A 19,884-nucleotide genomic window follows, 5' to 3' on the forward strand; every position below is an offset into this window, starting at 1 on the left:
GTTTCACGGGCCGGGCGGCGGGTCGCTTCATGAGCCGGGCGGGGCGTGGCGGGGCGGCGGATCGTCATCAGGGTGCGGCGGCGCGGAAGGCCCGGGGGCCCGTCGACCCGAGGCTGCTGCGGCACGCACGCAGCAGCCGGGCGGGGATCGCGCTGCTCGCCGTCATCGGGGCCGCGCAGGCCGCCGCGACCGTCGTGCTCGCCGTGGTGGTCACCGGCATCGTCGTGCGCCTCGCCGCGGCGGAGCCGGTCGGCGCCGGAGCCCTTGCCGCGCTCGCCGGGGTGTACGCCGCCCGGGCCGCCCTGACGTGGGCGGAGCAGGTCGCCGGGCGCCGCACCGCCGCCCGCGTCACCGACGAGCTGCGCCGATCCGTGCTGCACGCGGCGCTGCGGCGCGGGCCCGCCTGGGTCGCCGGCCACGGCAGCGGGCGGCTGGTCGCGGTCCTCGGCGGCGGCATCGACGCGCTGCGGCCGTGGTTCAGCGGGTACCTGCCGTCGCTCGTCCTCGGCGTGGCCCTGCCGCCGCTCGTCGTCGCCGCGATGCTGTTCGCCGACCCGGCCTCCGCCGTCGTCGTGCTCGTCACCCTCCCGCTCGTGCCGCTGCTCGGCGCGCTCATCGGCTGGGCCACCCAGCGGCGCGCCCAGGAGCGCTGGCAGGCGAGCGCCCGCCTCGCCGGGCACTTCCTCGACGCCGTCCGCGGCATCGCGACGCTGCGCCTGTACGGCCGTGCCGAACGCCAGACCGCCGCCGTCGCCAGCATGACCGACGCCCACCGCGCCGCGACCGTGCGGGTGCTGCGGGTCGCGTTCCTCTCCTCGACCGCTCTGGACCTGGTCGGCACGCTGTCCGTCGGGCTCGTCGCGGTCGAGGCCGGGCTCCGCGTCGCCGCCGGCCACCTCGACCTCGGCCCCGCGCTCCTGGTGATCCTGCTCGCGCCCGAGGCGTACCGGCCGCTGCGCGAGGTCGCCGCCCGCTTCCACGCCAGCGCCGACGCGGCCGCCGTCATCGCCGACGTCGACCAGATCCTGACGGACGCCGCCCCCGCGCCGCGCTCCACCGCGGCCGGCGGAGCGCCCGGTGTGCTGGCGGCCGGTGTCCGCGTCCGGCACCCCGGCGCCGCCGTCGACGCGCTGCGGCTGCCCACCCTGACCGTCCACAGCGGAGAGCTCGTGGCGCTGCGCGGGCCGTCCGGCGCGGGGAAGACCACGACGCTGCGGGTGCTCGCCGGGCTGCAGCCCGTGTCGGCCGGGTCGGCCGGCGTGGGTGGGGGACGACCGCTGTACCTCCCGCAGGACCCGACCCTGCCGCACGCCCGCACGGTCGCCGAGGCGGTCGCCCTCGACGGCGAGACCCGACCGGCCGACGGGGTGGTGCTCGACGCGCTGCGGACCGTCGGACTCGACCCGGAGATCCTGGCCATGCCCGGGGGCCTCGACACCCCACTCGGCGAACGCGGCCAGGGCCTCTCCTCCGGTCAGCGGCAGCGGCTCGCCCTGGCCCGGCTGCTGCGCCAGGCCGCCGCCGCCCCTGCCGTCGTGCTGCTGGACGAGCCGACCGCCCACCTCGACGCCGTCGCCGAGCGCCGCGTCGTCGCCGAGCTGCACGCCCTCGCCGCCCGCGGCTGCGCCGTGCTCGTCGTCGCGCACCGGCCCGCCGTCCTCGCCGCCGCCGACCGGACCGTGGCCATCGCCCCGCCCACGCGCCACGGAACCCCGTCCCCCGTGCCGCCGTCGCCATCGGCCGCCACCCCGTCGCCCGTGCCACCGGCCGCCGCGCTGGTGCGGGACGGTGCCGGTCCGTCGGGCGCCGCCGATCCACACCCCGCGCGCACCAACGCGCCGCGCCCCCGCGGATGGCTGCGGAGCCCGGCGGTGGCGGTCGGGCTGGGGGCGGGGTCGTGGATCGCCGGGCTCACGCTCATCGGGGCGGCGGTGTGGCTGCTCGTGCGGGCCGCGCAGCTCCCGCCGGTGCTCACCCTTTCCGGGGCCGTCGTCCTGGTGCGAGGCAGCGCCGTCGCGCGGCCGTTGCTGCGGTACCTCGAACGCCTGGTCTCGCACGAGGTCGCGTTCGCCCGGCTCGGCGCGTGGCGGGCCGAGGTGTACGCCGCCCTCGTCCCCAGGGTGCCCGGGCCGGCCCTGCACCGCCGCGGCGACCTGCTCACCAGGGTCGTCGACGACGTCGACGCGCGGGTCGACGGGGTCCTGCGGGGGCGTCTGCCCGCGTACGCCGTCGGGGCCGCCCTCACCGTCGCGGTGCTCGCCGCCGCCACTGTGGACCTGACCGCCGCGGCCGCCCTCGCCGCCGGGCTCGCGGTCGCGGCGCTGCTCGCGCCGTGGCTCGCCGCCCGGCACGCGGACCGGGCCGACGCCGCCACCGGCAAGGCCCGCGCGGAGCTGCGCGACGCCGTCGTCGAGACCGTCGAAGGCGTCGAGGACCTGGCGACCCGCGACCCCGCCGCCGCCCTCGCCGTCCCCGGCCGCCGCAGCCGCGCACTGTCGCGCCTGGAGGCCCTCGCCGCCTCGACCGCCGGCGCCGCGTCGGCCCTCGCCCAGCTCGGCTGCGGCCTCGCCGTGCTCGGCGTGGCCCTCGCCGCCGCGGCCGGCGGTCACTCCGGCGAGGTCGCCGCGATGCTGCTGCTCGGCGCGGTCGCCCTCGCCGAGCCCGTCCTCACCCTCCCCGACGCCGCCATCGCCCGCCGCACCGCCGCCGGCGCGACCGGCCGCCTCGCCGCCGTCGCCGCGCGACCGCGTCCCGCCGCACCGCCCACAGGGGACGCTGGGGACGCCATGACGGTGGGGGACGACCTGACCCTGACCGTGGACGATCTCGCGGCGGGCTGGGACCCGCGGCGGGCTCCCGCACTGCGCGGGCTGGACCTGCGGTTGCCGCCCGGGCGGCGGGTCGCGGTGCTCGGCGCGTCGGGCAGCGGCAAGTCGACGCTCGCGGCCGTGCTGGTGCGGATGCTCGACCCCCGGCAGGGCCGCGTCACGCTCGGCGGCATCGACCTGCGGGACCTGCCCGATGCCGTGCTGCGCTCCACCGTCGGACTCGTGGGTGACGCCGCGGACCACGTGTTCGCGACCACGGTGCGGCAGAACCTGCTGCTGGCCCGGCCCGCGGCGACGGACGACGAGCTCCGCGCGGCGCTGGCCGGGGCGCGGCTCGGGGCGTGGCTCGACAGCCTGCCGGAGGACCTTGACACGTGGCTCGGCGAGGGCGGCGCGACCATCTCCGGCGGGCAGCGGCGCCGGCTCGCGATGGCCCGGGCGCTGCTCGCCGGGCCGCGGGTCCTGGTGCTGGACGAGCCGACCGAAGGCCTCGACGAGCAGGAGGCGGCCGCGCTCATGGCCGACCTGCTGGACGCCGCGGCGGGCCGCACGGTGCTGCTGCTGACCCACCGCCACGACGGCCTCGACCACGTCGACGAGGTGTACGACCTGGTCGGCAGCCGCCTCCTGCTCCGAGCAGGCGCACCAGCACGTCCGTCAGCTCCTCCGCGGTCCGTTCGGAAGGCTGCGACGGCCGCACGATGTGGCTGACGACGAGCCGCACGGTCGACTCGGCCGCCACCGCGACGACCTTCGGGCCGCGGTCGGGCCGGTGCGTGCCCGCCCACTCGACGATGACGGCGGTGCGCGGCTGGGCGGTGCTGCCGTTCCTCGCGCTGCCGGCGGTGGCGGGCTTCTCGCCGCTGGCCGACCGGGACCGTAACTTTCACGCCCCGCCCGCTGCCCGGACCGCCACTGGTTGACCGTTGTCGATGCATGCGCCTACCTTCCCCAGGCGAAGCCAGTCGAAGCGCTTCGACGCGCGTCAACCGAGGGAAGGGCCGCCATGCGAAGGCGCACCGCTGTACTCCTGTCCACCGCGGCGCTCGGCGCGACCGCGGCCGGCGTCGTCGTCACGGCGCCGAACGCGTCGGCCGCCACCGGCTGCCGCGTCACGTACACCGTCGCCAACCAGTGGCCGGGAGGGTTCGGCGCGAACGTCACCGTCACCAACCTCGGCGACCCGGTCAGCGCCTGGACCGTCGTCTGGTCCTACGCGGCCGGGCAGACGGTGACCCAGGCGTGGAGCGCGACCGTGACCCAGAGCGGGTCGCAGGTCACCGCGAAGAACGCCGGCTACAACGGATCCCTGGCCACGGGGGCGAGCACCTCGTTCGGGTTCAACGGGTCCTGGACCGGCAGCAACCCGGTGCCGGCGAGCTTCACGCTCAACGGCACCGCGTGCACCGGCGGCGTCTCCACCTCGAGCCCGACGCCGTCCCGGACGCCGTCGAGGACGCCCAGCTCGACGCCGTCGAACCCGGGCACCGGGGTGCCGTCCGACGCCGCGTGGGTCGCCACCGGCGCGTGGGACCAGTGGACGAACAACGGGTACACCGTCATCAACGACGTCTGGGGCTCCGGCGCCGGACCGCAGACCATCTGGGCCCGCAGCGGCACCAACTGGGGCGTCGTGGCCGAGCACCCGCGGACCAGCGGCGTGAAGTCCTACCCGCACACCGGCAAGACGCTCAACCGCACGCTCAGCTCGCTGAGCTCACTGCGTAGCTCGTTCAACGTCAGCGTGCCCGCCGACGGCGACTACGCGACCGCCTACGACATCTGGGCCAACAACAACGCCTACGAGGTCATGATCTGGGCGAACCAGCACGGCGCGGTCGGCCCGATCGCCGAGTCGTACGACGCGAACGGCGCGGTCCCGAACGCCCGCAACGTCAACGTGGGCGGCCACACCTGGAACGTCTACCGGGGCTCGAACGGCGCCAACGCCGTCTTCTCCTTCGTGCGGACCAGCACCACCAACTCCGGCACCGTCGACGTCCTGGCGGTCCTGCAGTGGCTGCGTACCCAGAACTGGTGGGGCGACGTGACCATCGGCCAGGCCCAGTTCGGCTTCGAGATCACCGGCACCGCCGGCCGGGCCGCCTTCGTCGACAACAGCTTCTCCCTCGACTACAGCTGAGGCTGAGGCTGGAGTTGCGGCTGGAGTTGCGGCTGGGGTTGCGGCTACGGCTGAGGCTGGAGCTGGGCCTCCGGCCGGGGCACGGCCCGGCGCACGCCACGGATGAGCAGGTAACCGACCATCCAGAACTCGCCGGCGGTCGCGGGCAGGACCAGGAGGTCCGCGGCCGCCGGCGCGACGTGCTCGCTGAACGCGGCGAGCACGTAGCCGGCGCCGCCGGCGATGAGGATCCAGCCGAGCGCGCGGGGCATCCAGCCGGAACGCAGCACGCACCAGCCCATCGGGACCAGCCACAGGCCGAAGAAGATCCCGCCGGCGCTCCAAAGCGCGCCGCTCACCAGGTACAGCAGCTGGACCTGCGCGTCGTCCCGCACGGACAGGGTGGTGCCGAGCAGCGCCGCGCTGACGAGGACGACGACCGCGTTCACGGTGCCGAAGACGGCGATCGCGCCGGCGGCGAAGCTGTCCGCGGTGCGGAACAGCCGGTAGAACCACAGCGCAGCCAGTGCCTGCGTCAGGACGGTCAGCAGCTCCAGGGCGACCCCGGCGCGGGCGAGCGACGCATGCGCGGTGACGTTGGACAGGGTCGCGGCCGGGTCGCCGTCGACGAACAGCCGCGAGCGCACGAGCAGGAAGCCGAGCCCGCCCGCGACGGCGAGGCCGAGGTAGAGCAGGCCGGTGACACGAGCGGTGCGGACCAGCGGGTCCATGGTCTCCTCCTGAGACGAGCGTCAACCTTACAAGGTAAGGGAACCATACGTTGTAAGGTGACGCAATGAGGAGTGCGCTCAGCCGGGAGAAGGTGCTGGCCGCGGCGGTGGCCCTGGCGGACGCGGACGGCATCCGGGCGCTGACGATGCGGCGGCTCGCCGCGGACCTCGGCGTCGAGGCGATGTCGCTCTACCACCACGTGCCCGACAAGGAGGCGCTGCTCGACGGCGTCGCCGACACCGTGGTCGCGGAGGTCGTGGCGGGCGCGGGTGAGGGCGGCGAAGGAGCGGACTGGCGGGAGGTGCTGCGCCGGCGGTTCCTCGCCGCGCGCCGGGTGATGCTTCGGCACCCGTGGGCGCCGGCGCTGCTCGGTACCCGCCGGACGATCCCCATGAGCGTCGTCGGTTACTACGACGGGATCCTCGGCACCTTGGTCGCGGCCGGGTTCACCTACCGCCTGGCGCACCGGGCGCTGCACGCGTTCGGCAGCATGCCGCTCGGCTTCGCGCAGGAGGTGTTCAGCCCCGCCGCGGCCGGCGGCAGCATGGACGTCGAGGCCACCGAGGCGGAGCTCGCCGCGATGGCCGCCACCGTGCCGCACCTGACCGCCATGGTCGCCGCCGAGGTCCACGCCGCGACCGACCCGACGCTCGGCTGGTGCGACAGCCAGGTCGAGTTCGAGTTCACCCTCGACCTGCTGCTGGACGGCCTGGAGCGGCTCCGGTCACAGCCGCGACCGCGCCGGGCCGCGGCCGTTGGGAGCGAGGGCGAATCCTCGTCACGCGCCGGCCCGCCCTGATGGTCCGTGGGTATGGTGGCGGCGTGGAGTATCGCGCACTCGGCAGGTCGGGTCTGATGGTGTCCGTCCTCACGATGGGGACGATGACGTTCGGCGGCAAGGGCGGCTTCGCCGCGGTCGGTGCCACCGACGTGCAGGAGGCGCGCCGACAGGTCGACATGTGTCTCGACGCGGGCGTGAACCTGATCGACACCGCCGACGTCTACTCCACGGGTGAGTCGGAGCGGATCGTCGGCGAGGTCCTGCAGGGCCGTCGCGACGACGTCCTGGTCGCCACGAAGGTGCGCATGCCGATGGGGCCCGGCCCCAACGACGCCGGCCTGTCCCGGCAGCACGTCATCGCCGGCTGCGAGGCGAGCCTGCGCCGGCTCGGCACCGACCACATCGACCTCTACCAGTTGCACGAGTGGGACGGCGTGACGCCGCTGCAGGAGACGTTCGAGGCGCTCGACCTGCTGGTCCGCGCCGGCAAGGTCCGCTACGTCGGCCTGTCCAACTACGCCGGCTGGCAGCTGATGAAGGCGGTCGGCACCGCCATGATGCACGGGCTGCCGCGCCCCGTCAGCCAGCAGATCTACTACTCGCTGCAGGCCCGCGACGCGGAGTATGAGCTGATCCCCGCCGCCATCGACCAGCACCTCGGCGTCCTGGTCTGGAGTCCCCTCGCCGGTGGGCTGCTGTCGGGCAAGTACCGGCGCGGGGTCGAGCCGCCGGCCGGTGCCCGCCACCTTAGCGACTGGGACGAGCCGCCGGTGTACGACCAGGAGAAGCTCCACGACACGGTGGAGGTCCTCGTGGAGATCGGCGCGGGCCACGGGGTGTCGGCCGCGCAGGTCGCCCTCGCGTACATCCTCGGCCGCCCGGCGGTCACGTCACTGGTGATCGGCGCCCGCACCGGCGAGCAGCTCGCCGACAACCTCGCCGCCGCGGACCTGGTCCTCACCGCCGAGGAGCGCCGCCGGCTGGACGAGGTGAGCGCGCTGAAGCTGCTCTACCCGTACTGGCACCAGGCGAAGACGGCCGGCGACCGGCTCTCCGCGGCGGACCTCACCCTCCTGGGCCCGCACCTGTAGGCTCCCGCCGGGCCGGGAACAGGTCATTTGTGCCGCCCGCGTCCGGCATGGACCGCCGGATCCGGGGGTACAGCAGCAGTATGGCTGCACGCAGACAGAGCAAGAACGAGCTGGATGCCGAGGACCGCAACGCGATGCCCGACAGCGCATTCGCGTTTCCCCGGCAGCGTAAGGAGCCGCTCAACGACGCGTCGCACGTACGCAACGCGATCGCGCGGTTCGACCAGGTCCGCGACGCGACCGACGCGGAGCGGGCGGAGGCATTCAAGCGCATCAAGCGCGCCGCGAAGCGGCACGGCGTCGAATTGACCGAGACGCGCTGGCAGGACCTCGGCAAGCCGTCCGCCACCATGAAGTCCTCCGACAAACCCCGCTCCGGTGGTTCGCGCGGAAACCAGCCGCGCGGAAACCAGCCGCGCGGGAGCCAGTCGCGCGGAAACCAGCCGCGCGGGGGCCGATCGACTGGGAACCAGTCGCGCGACGAGCTGTACGCGGAGGCGAAGCGCCGCGACATCAAGGGCCGGTCGTCGATGAACAAGAGCGAGCTGGAGCGGGCGCTCAAGGGCAGTTGATCGACTACGGTCACCGGCATGGAACAGCAGCGTCCGAAGCTTGCCGACGTGGCGCGGGTGGCCGGCGTGTCCCGGGCCACCGCGTCACGGGCCATCAACGGCCTGCCCGGCACCACGGACGCGATGCGCTGCTCACCCTGGAGCCGGACCTCGACGCGGTCTTCGCGGCGTGCGACGTCTCCGCGATGGGCGTCCTGCGGGCGCTGCGCGAGGCGGGCCGCTGGGTGCCCGACGACGTCGCCGTGGTCAGCTTCGACGGCAGCGCCCTCGCCGAGGCCGCGGACCTGTCGTCGGTCTACATGCCGGTGGAGGAGGAGGCCGAATCGGCGATCCGCCGCCTGCTCGATCCCGCCCTCCCGCCCGCCGCCCGCCTGCCGACCACCCTCACCCTCCGCGGCTCCAGCTGAACCGGGCCGGCTTCGGACCGCCGGCTACGCCAGCACCTCGCGCAGCTTGTCGGCGAACTCCGCGGGCTTGCCGGCGTACGGGTGGTCGCCGCCGATGAAGCCGCCGTGGTGGCTGGGGAAGACGGTCGTCTCCTGGCCCAGCAGCGCCGCGGTCCCGTGCGAGGTGCGGGCGGTGTAGGTGCCCGTGGACTCCTCGCCGACGGCGACGACGATGCGCGTCGGTGCGGCGTTGAGTGCCGCCGCGTCGGGCCGGTAGTCGGTGATCGGCCACGACCGCTTCGACAGCAGCGGGTCGTCGCGGGTGCCGTCGTCGTCGGCCGGCATGCCGAACATCGCCGGGTCAGGGGTCGGCTGGTCGAAGAAGGCGTCGGTGAACTCGCCCTGCCACGACGTCATGAGGATGAACGCGGCCATGCCGGCCCCCATCCCCTTCGCCTCGTAGGCGTCGTTGAACATGGCCCGCGCCCGGTCGGCGGCGGCCGCGTCGGGCAGCACCGCGTTGATCGGCGGCTCGTGGGCGACCAGCGTGGCGACGTCGCCGGGGTGGGCCGTGACCAGCTCGAGCGCGGTCACGGCGCCGCCGCTGGTGGCGAACATGTCGACCGGGCCGCCGCCGAGCTCGCCGATCAGCGCGTGCAGGTCCGCCGCCTGTTGCTGCGGCGTGTTGTCCGTGCGGCCGTCGCTGCGCACGCTCCGCCCGAGGCCGCGAGGGTCGTACGTGATGACGGTCCGGTCCTCGAAGTGGCCCGCGAGCTCGGTGAACCCGTCGGCCGTCATCGGCTGGCCGATCATGAACAGCACCGGACGCCCATCGGTCGGCGGCAGCGGCCCGCGGACGTCGTAGACCAGGTCGGCGCCGGGCAGCGCGAGGGTGTGTGTCTGCGTCTCCACCATGCGGCGAGCCTAGGGCATCCCCGTCCCGCCGGCTGGCGATCCGCCCGGCGGTGCGCCGTTCGGGGTGACCGCCCGCGAACGCCCCTCAGCAGCTGTAGTAGCCGCTCCGGCCCGCCGCTTCGGCGTTGAAGTCGGCGAACCGCTCCACCCACGCCGACACCTCGCCGGTGCCGGGGTGCTCGTCGTAGAACGACAGCAGGTCCCCGACGACGCACGCGTCGAGGGCGGCGCGCAGCCGGCGGGCGATGAACGCCGCCTCCGCCGCGGTGGTGTGGCCCTCGTTGTACAGGAACCGCCGTGCCGGCAGGGCCTCCTCGCCCACCTCCAGGCCGGGGGTGCACAGCGCCTGCTCGAACCCGTCGCCGGTCAGCACCCCCGCCTCGATCATGATCAGGCGGACGTACTGCATCTGTTCGCCGCTGAACGCGCACGGCGTGCTGGCGTAGCCCTCGTCGGTGGGCGGGTCGAAGCTGAACGCGTATCCCATGCCCCGGCACGATAGCCACGCCGCGCCATCCGGCCTCACTGTCCTCATCCGTACACCTGATATCCGAAATACCCCTTAGGTGAATGTTTTCACTGCTTAAGGTGATTTTCGATATTAGATCTACGGGGGAGAAGCAGGTTGGAGCAGAAGTTCGGTGCTTGCCGCGACCACGCGGCGAGCACCCGCAGGCGGCGACGAACGGCCGGCGTGGCATTGGCCGTCGCGACGACGAGCGTGATCGTGCCGTTCATCCATGCCGCGCCGGCGCAGGCGGCCGCCGTCACGTGCACGCCGGTCAACGGCACCGACTGCACCCGGTACACGTACACCGGAGCCGACCAGACCTTCACCGTGCCGGCCGGAATCACCCTGATCGAAGCCGCCCTGTTCGGTGCCGGCGGCGCGAACTCGCTGGAGGGCAAGGGCGGCGGCGGTGGGTACACCACCGGCTCGATCGCCGTCACCCCCGGCCAGGTCCTCACGATCACCGTCGGCGAGGGCGGCAAGCCCGACTCCGACGTCGGCACGTACGGCGGCGGCGGCCGCGGCGGCCACAACGCCGTCGGGCTGGTGGAGGCCAACCTCCAGAAGGGCGGCAGCGGCGGCGGCATGTCCGCGATCTGGTCCGCCTCGTACGGTGCCGGCCCGCTGCTGATCGCCGGCGGCGGCGGCGCGGCCTCGCTCGAGACGGCCAGCGACGGCGGCGGAGGCGGCGGCGCGACCGGCGGTGGCGGGGCGGGCGGGGCCACGGCCGGCGCGGGCGCCAGCCAGTTCGTCGGCGGGACCGGCGGCGACAACCTCGACTGCGAGGGGGGCGGCGACGGCGGCTCGTTCCAGGGCGGTGCCGGCGGTGACGGCTACAGGCCCGGCGGCGGCGGTGGCGGCGGCTTCTACGGCGGAGGCGGCGGCGACTGCAAGTCCGGCCCCGGGAGCATCCAGTTCGCCGGAGCCGGCGGTGGTGGCTCCGGGTTCAAGCACACCAGCGGTGTCTTCGGCGCCTACACCTACCAGGCGATGGACGACAAGTCCGCGGGTGACTCCGCGGCGCTGCACCAGTCGGGGATCGGTGGCGCCGAGCAGAACGGCCAGGTCATCATCCAGTGGGTCACGCCGCCGAGCGCGTCGCCGCTGACGACGTCCGGCCCGTACGGGGTGCCGCAGACGGTCACGGTGCCGGTGCCGGTCTCCGGGACGGTCTACCTGCTGGACGCCAGCAACGTGCAGGTCACCACCGTCACGGTCCCGGGGCAGGGCACGTACACGGTGGACCAGGCGACCTCGGTCATCACGTTCACCCCCGCCCAGGGCTTCTCCGGCAGCGGAGACCCGATCGGGTACCGGGTGAAGGCCGGCGAGAACAACGCGGACTCGACCTATACGCCGACGGTCGCACCCGGCCCGCCGCCGAACCCCGCGCCGTCACCCACCGCGCTGACCAGCACGGGTGTCGGCACCGCGCCGCAGCACGCGACGGCGACCGTCCCGGCCGGCAACACCGTCACACTGATCGGCGCCTCCGGCCAGCAGGTCACCAAGGTGACGGTCGCGAAGCAGGGCACGTACGCGCTGGACCCGGGCACCGGCGTCATCACGTTCACGCCCGTCGCCGGGTTCCACGGCGCGGCCACCCCCGTCGGGTACCGGCTGACCAACGCCACCGGCCAGTCGGGCGACTCCACGTACACGCCGACCGTCACGAAGCCCGCCAAGCCGGACCCGGCGGCGAAGACCAGCAGCGGCCTCGGCACCGCGACGCAGACGGTCGCGATCGACCTGCCCGCGGGCGGGACCGTCGAGTTCGTGTCCGGCGGCACCACCGTCCCTTCGCTGACGGTGCCCGACCAGGGCACGTACGGCTGGAACGGCACCGACAAGACGCTCACGTTCACGCCGCTCGCCGGCTACATCGGGACCGCGACGGCCGCCACGTACCGGGTGACCGACACCTACGAGCAGCACGGCGACGCGACCTACACCGCGACGGTGACGATCCCGCCGCCGCCGGCCGCGCCGGACCGCACCACCAGCGGCGAGGGCGTCACACCGCAGACCGCGACGCTGCCCGTGCCGGCGAATGGCACCATCTCCCTGATCGACGCCGACGGCAACGCGGTCACGTCGCTGTTCTTCCCCGGCAAGGGCACCTACACGCTGCAGCTCGCCGGCGCGGCCGGCGCATCCGGCGCCTCCATCGCGGCCGCCTCCATCGCGGCCGCCGGCACCGTGTCGAACCCGTCGCAGCAGCAGGGCTCCGCCACCGTGATCTTCACGCCGGTGCTGGGCTTCCACGGCCAGCTGCCACCGGTCGACTACCAGGTCACCGACGCGTACGGGCAGACGGCGAAGGCGACGTACACGCCGCTGGTGACGATCCCGGCCCCGCCGGCGCCGCCGAGCCAGAGCACGCAGGGCCCGGCGGACAAGACGCAGACGGCCACGCTGCCCGTGCCCGCCGGCGGCTCGATCACCCTGCTCGACGCCCGCGGCCGGCCCGCCGTCGTGGTCCGGGTCGCCGGCCAGGGGACGTACGTGCTGCAACCGGCGAACGGGCACATCAGCTTCGTCGCGGTCGCCGGCTTCTCCGGCCAGGCGGACAAGGTCCGCTACCGGGTCACCGACGCCTACGGCCAGACCGCCGAGTCGTACTACTCCGCGTACGTGACCGGAGCGGCGCTCGCGGTGACGGGCCTCGCCCTGCTCGACCTCATCCTGGTCGGCTCGACGATGATCCCGACGGGCGCGACGCTGATGGTCCTGGGCGGCCGCCGGCGCCCGCGGCTCGCCTGAACAACGGGACCGGTGACGGCCATCCGGTCGTCACCGGTCCCGCGACGATGTCAGGCGCAGGCGCTACGCCAGGGCTCTGCGATGGCTGTTGTCCAACGGGATGACCGGGCGCCATGCCGGGTCAGGCCGGCTGCAGCGCGGGACCCGAGAGCTCGGGGGCGTCCGGTGCCGGGGCCAGCGTCACGAGGCGCCGGCGGCGGGACAGCCAGGTGATCGTGGCGACGTACACGGGCAGCAGCAGCGCGTCGGCGGCGAGGAACTGCCACCCGGCGTCGGCGGCGGACCCGGAGGAGTTGAGCTCGCCGAAGGCGGCGGCGCCGGCCATGCTGGCCAGGTTGTTGACGACGTGCAGGGCGATGGCCGCCTCGAGGCCGCCGGTGCGCACCGTCAGCCAGCCGATCGCCACGCTGTACAGGATCAGGTCCGCGTAGCCCCAAGGGGTGCCGTCGCCGTGGATGGCGGTGAAGGCGACCGCCTGGACGGCGAGCGGGAGCCACGGGGAGCGGACGTACGCGCCGGTCGCCTGCAGGAGCCAGCCGCGGCACAGGTACTCCTCGCCCGCGGACTGCAGCGGGACCAGCACGAGCAGCATCAGCAGGGCCGCCGTGAACGGGCCCGCGCCGACCCAGGCGCCTGACTCCTCGGCGCCGTCGTCGCCGGTCAGTGCGTACAGCAGGCTCATGCCGGCCAGCAGCAGCACGATCGTCGGCACGGCGACCAGCGCGCACACGCCGAGCCAGCGCAGGCGGAGCCGGCCCTGCACCGACGAGACCGTGCCCGGGCGGCGGCGCTGCACCCACCAGGCGGCGAACAATACGCACGGGATGAGCATCGCGGTTCCCAGAAGGCCCAGCCCGAAGCCGGCGGTGCCGCCCCAGTCACTGGTGCCGTCCGCGTTCAACGGACGGCGGGCGATGCTCCCGATCACGTCGGCTCCCGCGTACACCGCCACCATCGCCACGACCGAGGAGCCGAGCACGACCAGGGTGCCCAGCACCGGCCGCCACCATCGGTGCGCCTGATTGCGCGCCAGCCGATGGAACGGCACACCCGGCTCATCCGTGATCGTCATGCCGGTCATTGTGCGTCACACGTCGATGTCGATCTGGACGGTGCCGGTGTCGACGGCGCAGACCGTGGCGGTGCCGCCGCTCAGGGCGAAGTCGACGTTGTACGGGTGGCCGGCGCCGGTGCCGTCGGTGAGGGTCAGGTTGGCGAAGCCGGTGCCGTCGTCGGTGTGCTGGGAGGAGACGAGCTTGGTCTTCCAGGGGCGGGCGAGGTCGGTGAACCCGGCGCGAAGCTCGTCGGCGGTGGGCGGGACCGCGCTGCCGGCGGCGCACCGGTGGGCGGCGGCGGCGGTGTAGTCGGCGCGCTCCAGCTCGCCGAAGAACTGCTCGACGGCGATCCGGATGCGCTTGCCGTCGCCGTAGTCGAACGGGTCGGTGGAGAGACCGCACGCCGTCAGGGTGAGGGTGAGGCAGGCCATCGCCGTGAGCCCGCGCGGCAGCGTCAGCGTCATGCGCGTCACGGTAGGCGCCCGCGGGCCGCCGGAGCGTCGCGCCGCCGACACCTGCCGTGCGTCGCGCGTCACGACCACCGCCGGCTGATCGCCGGGCATGATCGTGGGGTGCGGGCAGACGACATGGTGACGCTGGACCGGACCGGGCTGCGGGTGAGCCGGCTCGGGCTGGGGCTGGCGTCGCTCGGTGGGCTGTTCGCGCCGGTGAGCGACGAGGAGGCGACGGCGACCGTCGACCGGGCCTGGGAGCTGGGGATCCGGCTGTTCGACACGGCGCCGGTGTACGGGTACGGCCGCTCGGAGACGCGGGCGGGTGCGGCGCTGCGGGGCCGGCCGCGCGGCGAGTTCGTGCTGTGCACCAAGGTAGGCCGGCTGATCGAGCCCGGCGGCCCGGACACGCAGGACATCTGGGCGGACCCGCCGCCCGGGGTCGGGCCGCGGCTGGACTACGGGCGGCGGGCGGTGCTGCGGTCCGTCGAGGACAGCCTGGAGCGGCTCGGGCTCGACCGGGTCGACGTGCTGCACATCCACGACCCCGACCTCGACTATCCGGCGGCGCTCGGCGAGGCGTACGCGGCGCTCGCGGACCTGCGCGGCGCCGGTGTGATCCGGGCGGTGTCGCTCGGCGTCAACCACGCGGACGTCGCGGCGCGGTTCCTGCGGGAGGCGCCGGCGCCGGGGCCGGACTGTGTGCTGCTGGCCGGGCGGTACACGCTGCTGGACCAGTCCGGTTTGGCCGATCTGCTGCCGTTGTGTGCGCGGCAGGGGGTGGCGGTGCTCGCGGCGGGCGTGTTCCAGGCAGGGTTGTTCGCCGAGCCGCGGACAGGGGCGGCGTACGGCTACCCGGACGTCCCCGCGGCGCTGCTCGAGCGGGTCCGGGCGGTCCGCGACGTGTGCGCCGCCCACGGCGTGCCACCGCTGGCGGCGGCGATCCAGTTCGCGTTCGGGCACCCGGCGGTGGCCGCCGTCGTCGTCGGCGCGAGAACGCCGGAGGAGATCGCCGGCAGCGCGGAGCTCCTGGCGCATCCGGTGCCGCCGCGGCTGTGGGCGTCGCTCAGAGCGGCAGGGCTGCTGCCGGACGACGCGCCTACGCCTGCGGGACGGTGACGCAGACGCCGTCGAGCATGAGGTCGATCGAACGCGTCGCGGCGTCGGGGCCGGCGGCCTCCACCACCCCCTCGGCCATCGTGCAGAGCAGCGCCAGGTCCGCCGGGGTGAGGTCGGGCCGGACGAAGCCGGCCTGCTGAGCGCTCCGCAGCGGCGCCGTCAGCGTGGTGATCATGCGTTGCTGGTACCGGTCGCGCGTCTGCCGATCGAGCCGCCGCACGTGCAGGACCAGGGGGCGCATCGCGATCTGCGTGCGCAGCAGCTCGGCCAGCACGTCCCGGAACGCGGCCGGGCGGTCGGCCCTCGCCGCCACGAACGCCTCGAGGCGGGCCAGCTCGTGCGCGACGACCGCGGCGGTCAGCGCCTGCCGGTCGGGGAAGTGCCGGTAGACGGTCGCCTGGCCGACGCCGGCCCGCCGGGCGATCTCCGGCATCAGGACCGTGGTGTGCCGACCCAGCATCAGCTCGGTGGCGGCCGCGACGATCGCCGAGCGGTTGCGCTGTGCGTCCCGGCGGCGCGGCGTCTGTACGCCGTACAACACGGGCCCCACCCCCTCAGCGACGACTCATGTTACCGACTAGTAACGATAATGTCATGAACTTCAAATTCTCGGTACCTGCTTCTACGCTCCCGCCACCGAGGCAGCCGCCCCTGCCTGACCCCCGCCCGACGAAGGAGGGCGCATGGCGAAGCGCCGAACATCCCTGCCCGTCTGCCTGCTGTCCGTGCTCGCCGCCGCCGTCCTGACCGCGGCGGCCCCCGCCCCCGCCACGGCGGCGCCGCAGGCCGTTGCCGCGGTCGCTCAAGGAGCCGCCACCACCGGCTTCCGGTTCGTCGACATCGCCGGCGCCGGCGGCGTGGTGCTCAAGGCCAATGTGATCGCCCCGTCCGCCGCCGGCCGCTACCCGGCGATCGTGTTCCCCGCCAGCTGGGGCCTCAACGACCTCGAGTACATCGCCCAGGCGAAGACCTTCGCCGGCCGCGGCTACGTCGTCGTCTCCTACACCCCGCGCGGCTGGTGGGCCTCCGGCGGCGAGATCGACACCGCCGGGCCGAAGGACATGGCCGACCTGTCGTCCGTCATCGACTGGACGATCGCCAACACGGCCGCCGACCCGAACCGGATCGGCGCCGGCGGCATCTCGTACGGTGCCGGCATCAGCCTCCTCGGCTCGGCCTTCGACCACAGGATCCGCGCCGTCGTGGCCATGAGCGGATGGACGGACCTGGTCTACTCGCTGTACGGCGACCAGACCCGCCACCAGCAGTCGGCCGGGCTGCTGCAGCTCGCCGCCGCGCTGCTCGGCAACGCCGGCCCCGACCTCACCGGCAAGCTCGACGACTTCAACGCCAACCGCAACGTCGCCCAGATCATGGCGTGGGCCGGCGTACGGTCCGCGGCGACCTACATCGACGCCATCAACGCCAGCCGGCCGGCGGTGCTCATCGCCAACTCGTGGGGTGACTCGATCTTCCCGCCGAACCAGCTCGCCGACTTCTACGGCCGGCTCGCCGGACCGAAGCGGCTCGAGCTGCGCCCCGGCGACCACGCGATCGCCGAGCTCACCGGCGTCGCCGGCCTGCCCAACGACGTGTGGAGCAGCGCGTACCGCTGGTTCGACCAGTACCTCGCGGGCGTCGCCACCGGCATCGACCAGGAGCCGGGGGTCCTCGTGAAGCCGCACAACGCCGCCACCGAGTCCTATTCGGCTTGGTCCACGTTCAGTGGGAGTCTCCGCCGGTACGGCCTGGGCCAGATCCGCTGGTGGGACGGCACCGGACTGCTCGGGGGCAACCCGTCGGCGGGCTGGAGCAAGACCCTGCCGGGCGACCTGAACACCACCGCCGACGGCGGGGTCGTCCTGCTGACCAACGGCGCCGCCGCCCTCACCGGGATCCTGCCCCAGATCTGGCTGCCGTCCGTCGACCGGCTCCGCGCCGGCGTCTGGGCCTCGGACCGCCCGTCGACCGCCGCCCGGATCCGCGGCATACCCCGCGTCCACCTGAACCTGACCGGCACCGCGGCGCAGGGCACGGTCGTCGCGTACCTGTACGACCTGGACAGCCTCGGCAACGCGAAGCTCATCACGCACGCCCCGGCCACCTGGCTCGGCACCACGACCGGCAGCCGCAGCCTCGACTTCTCGCTCTCGGCGACCGCGTACGACGTGCCGGCCGGCCACTCGCTCACCCTCGTCGTCGACACGACCGACCCGCTGTACTACGACGCGAACACCCTCGGCTCCACGGCCACCGTCTCCGGCGGCTCCTATGTGGACGTCCCGCTGCGCTGACCGGTCGCAGCGATTCGAACCCACGCCAGGTGCCGGCGGCGCGACACGTACGCCGCCCGCCGGCACCCGCCGTGACCACTCATCCGGTCCACCACCGCGGACGTCGGCTATCCGATGTGGGAGGAGCGGAAGGCGTCCCGCGGGAGATCGGCGACCGCCGCGCCGACATCGACGGCGACATCCGCGACGTGGTCACCGAGGAACGGAAGGTCCGCCTCCGCCTCCGCGCCGACCCGAATCCCGACGACGTCGAATGGTTCCGCTTCGACCCGGAAGCTTCGACCCGGAAGCCTTGTCCCGCAGCTACCCGCGGCTGTGGGCGCTGTTCGGCTCCCGCTGGCGGTAAGGCCGGCGGCGAGGTCGAACGGCGCGGCCCGGAGAAGACCGACGAGATCGGGTGTGTCGGAGCGGAGCAGCGGCAGCGAACCGGCGGCCAGGACGCGCTGCGAGCCGGGGTCGCCCAGGCGGTACGTGCTGCGCAACCCCTCGTGCCGGCACAGCAGGACCTCGAAACACTCGGCGACGTCGGCGACCGTGGCGCCCGGCGGGACGTCGAAGGGCTGCGCGAGGACCGCGGCCGGCGCGTGCGGCGCGTCGAGGAGCCACTTCGCGATGTTGCGCTGCCCGGCGGTCAGCGGCCCGGCCGCGTCGCGGTGGCCCTCGAACCGCAACCGCACCATTGTCGGAGTCCTTTCCGTAAAGCGTCATCGAATCAGGAACGTCGGCGCTGATCGATGAAAGTTTCAGCCTGAGTTTTTCGAAAACGCCCAGGTCGTAGGGCGTCAGCAGGGCGCGCCGGGCCGGCGCGGGAAATGCGTGCGTCGGGGCGTCGTCCGAGCGGCGGATTCCGTGATGCTGAGCGGGTCCCCCGCCGGACGATGTTTCGAAACGAAGGGCTTCTGGAATGGACAAGAAACGCAAGCTGGGCGTCGCCGGGGCGGGTGCCCTGGCGGTCGTGGTGGCGCTGGGCGTCGCGGCGACCGCCGACGCCGCCGCGTCCACGCTCGGCGTCGCCGCCGCCGAGCAGGGCCGCTACTTCGGCACCGCCGTCGCCGCGTACAAGCTGAGCGACTCCGTGTACTCCGGCATCCTGGACCGCGAATTCAACATGGTCACGCCGGAGAACGAGATGAAGTGGGACGCGACCGAGCCGACGCAGGGCTCGTTCTCCTACGGCTCCGCGGACCAGATCGTGTCGCACGCCCAGTCGCACAACCAGCGCATCCGCGGGCACGCCCTGGCGTGGCACCAGCAGCAGCCGGGCTGGGCGCAGAACCTGTCGGGGACCGCGCTGCGCAACGCGATGGTCAACCACGTCACGCAGGTCGCCACCCATTACAAGGGCAAGATCTACGCCTGGGACGTGGTGAACGAGGCGTTCGCGGACGGCGGGTCCGGATCCAGGCGCGACTCGAACCTGCAGCGCACCGGCAACGACTGGATCGAGGTCGCGTTCCGTACCGCGCGGGCCGCCGACCCGGGCGCGAAGCTCTGCTACAACGACTACAACACCGACGGGCAGAACGCGAAGTCCAACGCCGTCTACGCGATGGTGCAGGACTTCAAGGCCCGCGGCGTGCCGATCGACTGCGTCGGCTTCCAGTCGCACTTCAACAGCGCGAGCCCGGTCCCGTCGGACTACCAGGCCAACCTGCAGCGCTTCGCGGCCCTCGGCGTCGACGTGCAGATCACCGAGCTGGACATCGAGGGCTCCGGCCAGACCCAGGCGGACAACTTCGCCACCGTCACGAAGGCCTGCCTCGCGGTGAGCCGCTGCACGGGCATCACCGTGTGGGGCATCCGGGACAGCGACTCGTGGCGGGCGTCGGGCACGCCGCTGCTCTTCGACGGCAACGGCAACAAGAAGGCCGCGTACACCGCGACGCTCGCCGCGCTCGGCGGCGGGAACCCGACGAGCACGCCGCCCAGCACGCCGCCGGTGAGCAGCTCCAGCAGCCAGCCGCCGATCCCGTCCGGTGGCTGCACGGCGACGGTCTCGGTCAACCAGTGGCAGGGCGGGTTCGTGGCGACCGTCAGGGTCACCGCCGGCGCGAACGGCACCAACGCGTGGACCGTCACGATGCCGCTGCCGAGCGGGGCCACCGTCACCAACTCCTGGAACACCACCAGGTCCGGCAACACGTTCAGCAACGTGTCGTACAACGGCCGCATCACCGCCGGCCAGTACACCGAGTTCGGGCTGCAGGCCACCGGCACCGCCGGCACGCTCAGCCCCACCTGCGCCGCAAGCTGAGGAGGCCGG

At 73.9% G+C, this 19,884-nt stretch carries 17 protein-coding genes and 2 pseudogenes; 11 read left to right on the plus strand and 8 right to left on the minus strand.

Going from position 1 to position 19,884, the window contains the following annotated elements; genetic code table 11:
- The first annotated feature begins 29 nt into the window (after positions 1-29).
- The gene (gene cydD / locus ACFY3L_RS20080) at positions 30-3,539 is read left to right on the plus strand and encodes a thiol reductant ABC exporter subunit CydD (RefSeq protein ID WP_389325738.1); all 3,510 of its coding nucleotides are present in this window, start codon (positions 30-32) and stop codon (positions 3,537-3,539) included.
- Here cydD and ACFY3L_RS20085 read toward each other — a convergent pair.
- Positions 3,529-3,624: pseudogene (locus ACFY3L_RS20085) on the minus strand (TetR/AcrR family transcriptional regulator); the annotation flags it as partial. The gene cydD and the pseudogene ACFY3L_RS20085 sit on opposite strands and share 11 nt — an antisense overlap.
- Before the next feature lie 210 nt (positions 3,625-3,834).
- On the opposite strand from ACFY3L_RS20085, the gene ACFY3L_RS20090 reads away from it, so the two are divergent.
- A complete protein-coding gene (locus ACFY3L_RS20090) occupies positions 3,835-4,971 on the plus strand; it encodes a cellulose binding domain-containing protein (RefSeq protein WP_389325741.1) in 1,137 nt (378 codons plus the stop codon).
- A gap of 44 nt (positions 4,972-5,015) precedes the next feature.
- On the opposite strand, the gene ACFY3L_RS20095 is transcribed toward ACFY3L_RS20090, so the two are convergent.
- On the minus strand, positions 5,016-5,681 hold the full coding sequence (locus ACFY3L_RS20095) for a DUF4386 domain-containing protein (protein WP_389325744.1): 666 nt from the start codon (positions 5,679-5,681) through the stop codon (positions 5,016-5,018).
- A gap of 65 nt (positions 5,682-5,746) precedes the next feature.
- Between ACFY3L_RS20095 and ACFY3L_RS20100 the strand changes: the two genes are divergently transcribed.
- From ACFY3L_RS20100 to ACFY3L_RS20120, 5 genes and pseudogenes are all read left to right on the plus strand, one after another.
- Positions 5,747-6,481: a TetR/AcrR family transcriptional regulator gene (locus ACFY3L_RS20100; RefSeq protein WP_389325747.1), complete on the plus strand. Its 735-nt coding sequence runs from the start codon at positions 5,747-5,749 to the stop codon at positions 6,479-6,481.
- Positions 6,482-6,504: 23 nt separating this feature from the next.
- Positions 6,505-7,554 (plus strand): aldo/keto reductase, encoded by a 1,050-nt coding sequence (locus ACFY3L_RS20105; RefSeq protein ID WP_389325750.1) that lies wholly within the window; start codon positions 6,505-6,507, stop codon positions 7,552-7,554.
- An 80-nt stretch (positions 7,555-7,634) separates the two neighbouring features.
- Entirely contained in the window at positions 7,635-8,126 is a 492-nt protein-coding gene (locus ACFY3L_RS20110) for a DUF6582 domain-containing protein (RefSeq protein ID WP_389325753.1), read from the plus strand.
- An 18-nt stretch (positions 8,127-8,144) separates the two neighbouring features.
- Positions 8,145-8,225 (plus strand): annotated as a pseudogene (locus tag ACFY3L_RS20115) (LacI family DNA-binding transcriptional regulator); the annotation flags it as partial.
- 86 nt (positions 8,226-8,311) lie between these two features.
- Positions 8,312-8,533 carry a substrate-binding domain-containing protein gene (locus tag ACFY3L_RS20120; protein WP_389326118.1) on the plus strand — a complete coding sequence of 74 codons (222 nt, stop codon included), beginning with the start codon at positions 8,312-8,314 and terminating at the stop codon, positions 8,531-8,533.
- Between the two features lie 24 nt (positions 8,534-8,557).
- Here the strand turns inward: ACFY3L_RS20120 and ACFY3L_RS20125 are convergent, their stop codons facing one another.
- Together ACFY3L_RS20125 and ACFY3L_RS20130 are read right to left on the minus strand one after the other, a co-directional pair.
- A complete protein-coding gene (locus ACFY3L_RS20125; RefSeq protein ID WP_389325756.1) occupies positions 8,558-9,427 on the minus strand; it encodes an alpha/beta fold hydrolase in 870 nt (289 codons plus the stop codon).
- 85 nt (positions 9,428-9,512) lie between these two features.
- The gene (locus ACFY3L_RS20130) at positions 9,513-9,914 is read right to left on the minus strand and encodes a hypothetical protein (RefSeq protein ID WP_389325759.1); all 402 of its coding nucleotides are present in this window, start codon (positions 9,912-9,914) and stop codon (positions 9,513-9,515) included.
- 207 nt (positions 9,915-10,121) lie between these two features.
- Here ACFY3L_RS20130 and ACFY3L_RS20135 point away from each other — a divergent pair, with 207 nt between their 5' ends.
- On the plus strand, positions 10,122-12,701 hold the full coding sequence (locus tag ACFY3L_RS20135; RefSeq protein WP_389325762.1) for a glycine-rich protein: 2,580 nt from the start codon (positions 10,122-10,124) through the stop codon (positions 12,699-12,701).
- A 121-nt stretch (positions 12,702-12,822) separates the two neighbouring features.
- Here ACFY3L_RS20135 and ACFY3L_RS20140 read toward each other — a convergent pair whose 3' ends face one another.
- Both ACFY3L_RS20140 and ACFY3L_RS20145 read right to left on the minus strand, forming a co-directional pair.
- Positions 12,823-13,773 carry a CPBP family intramembrane glutamic endopeptidase gene (locus ACFY3L_RS20140; RefSeq protein WP_389325765.1) on the minus strand — a complete coding sequence of 317 codons (951 nt, stop codon included), beginning with the start codon at positions 13,771-13,773 and terminating at the stop codon, positions 12,823-12,825.
- A gap of 15 nt (positions 13,774-13,788) precedes the next feature.
- Positions 13,789-14,220 carry a hypothetical protein gene (locus ACFY3L_RS20145; protein WP_389325768.1) on the minus strand — a complete coding sequence of 144 codons (432 nt, stop codon included), beginning with the start codon at positions 14,218-14,220 and terminating at the stop codon, positions 13,789-13,791.
- A gap of 108 nt (positions 14,221-14,328) precedes the next feature.
- Between ACFY3L_RS20145 and ACFY3L_RS20150 the strand changes: the two genes are divergently transcribed.
- Positions 14,329-15,327: an aldo/keto reductase gene (locus ACFY3L_RS20150; protein ID WP_389325771.1), complete on the plus strand. Its 999-nt coding sequence runs from the start codon at positions 14,329-14,331 to the stop codon at positions 15,325-15,327.
- Here the strand turns inward: ACFY3L_RS20150 and ACFY3L_RS20155 are convergent.
- On the minus strand, positions 15,308-15,868 hold the full coding sequence (locus ACFY3L_RS20155) for a TetR/AcrR family transcriptional regulator (protein WP_389325774.1): 561 nt from the start codon (positions 15,866-15,868) through the stop codon (positions 15,308-15,310). The two genes, ACFY3L_RS20150 and ACFY3L_RS20155, sit on opposite strands and share 20 nt — an antisense overlap.
- 142 nt (positions 15,869-16,010) lie before the next feature.
- Here ACFY3L_RS20155 and ACFY3L_RS20160 point away from each other — a divergent pair, with 142 nt between their 5' ends.
- Positions 16,011-17,621 carry a CocE/NonD family hydrolase gene (locus ACFY3L_RS20160; RefSeq protein WP_389325777.1) on the plus strand — a complete coding sequence of 537 codons (1,611 nt, stop codon included), beginning with the start codon at positions 16,011-16,013 and terminating at the stop codon, positions 17,619-17,621.
- Positions 17,622-17,728: 107 nt separating this feature from the next.
- On the opposite strand, the gene ACFY3L_RS20165 is transcribed toward ACFY3L_RS20160, so the two are convergent.
- Complete coding sequence (locus ACFY3L_RS20165; RefSeq protein WP_389325780.1) at positions 17,729-18,301, minus strand: hypothetical protein; 573 nt, start codon at positions 18,299-18,301, stop codon at positions 17,729-17,731.
- Between the two features lie 224 nt (positions 18,302-18,525).
- On the opposite strand from ACFY3L_RS20165, the gene ACFY3L_RS20170 reads away from it, so the two are divergent.
- On the plus strand, positions 18,526-19,875 hold the full coding sequence (locus ACFY3L_RS20170; protein WP_389325783.1) for an endo-1,4-beta-xylanase: 1,350 nt from the start codon (positions 18,526-18,528) through the stop codon (positions 19,873-19,875).
- The last annotated feature ends 9 nt before the right edge of the window (positions 19,876-19,884 follow it).

Source organism: Dactylosporangium sp. NPDC000521 (assembly GCF_042898305.1).
GTDB lineage: Bacteria > Actinomycetota > Actinomycetes > Mycobacteriales > Micromonosporaceae > Dactylosporangium.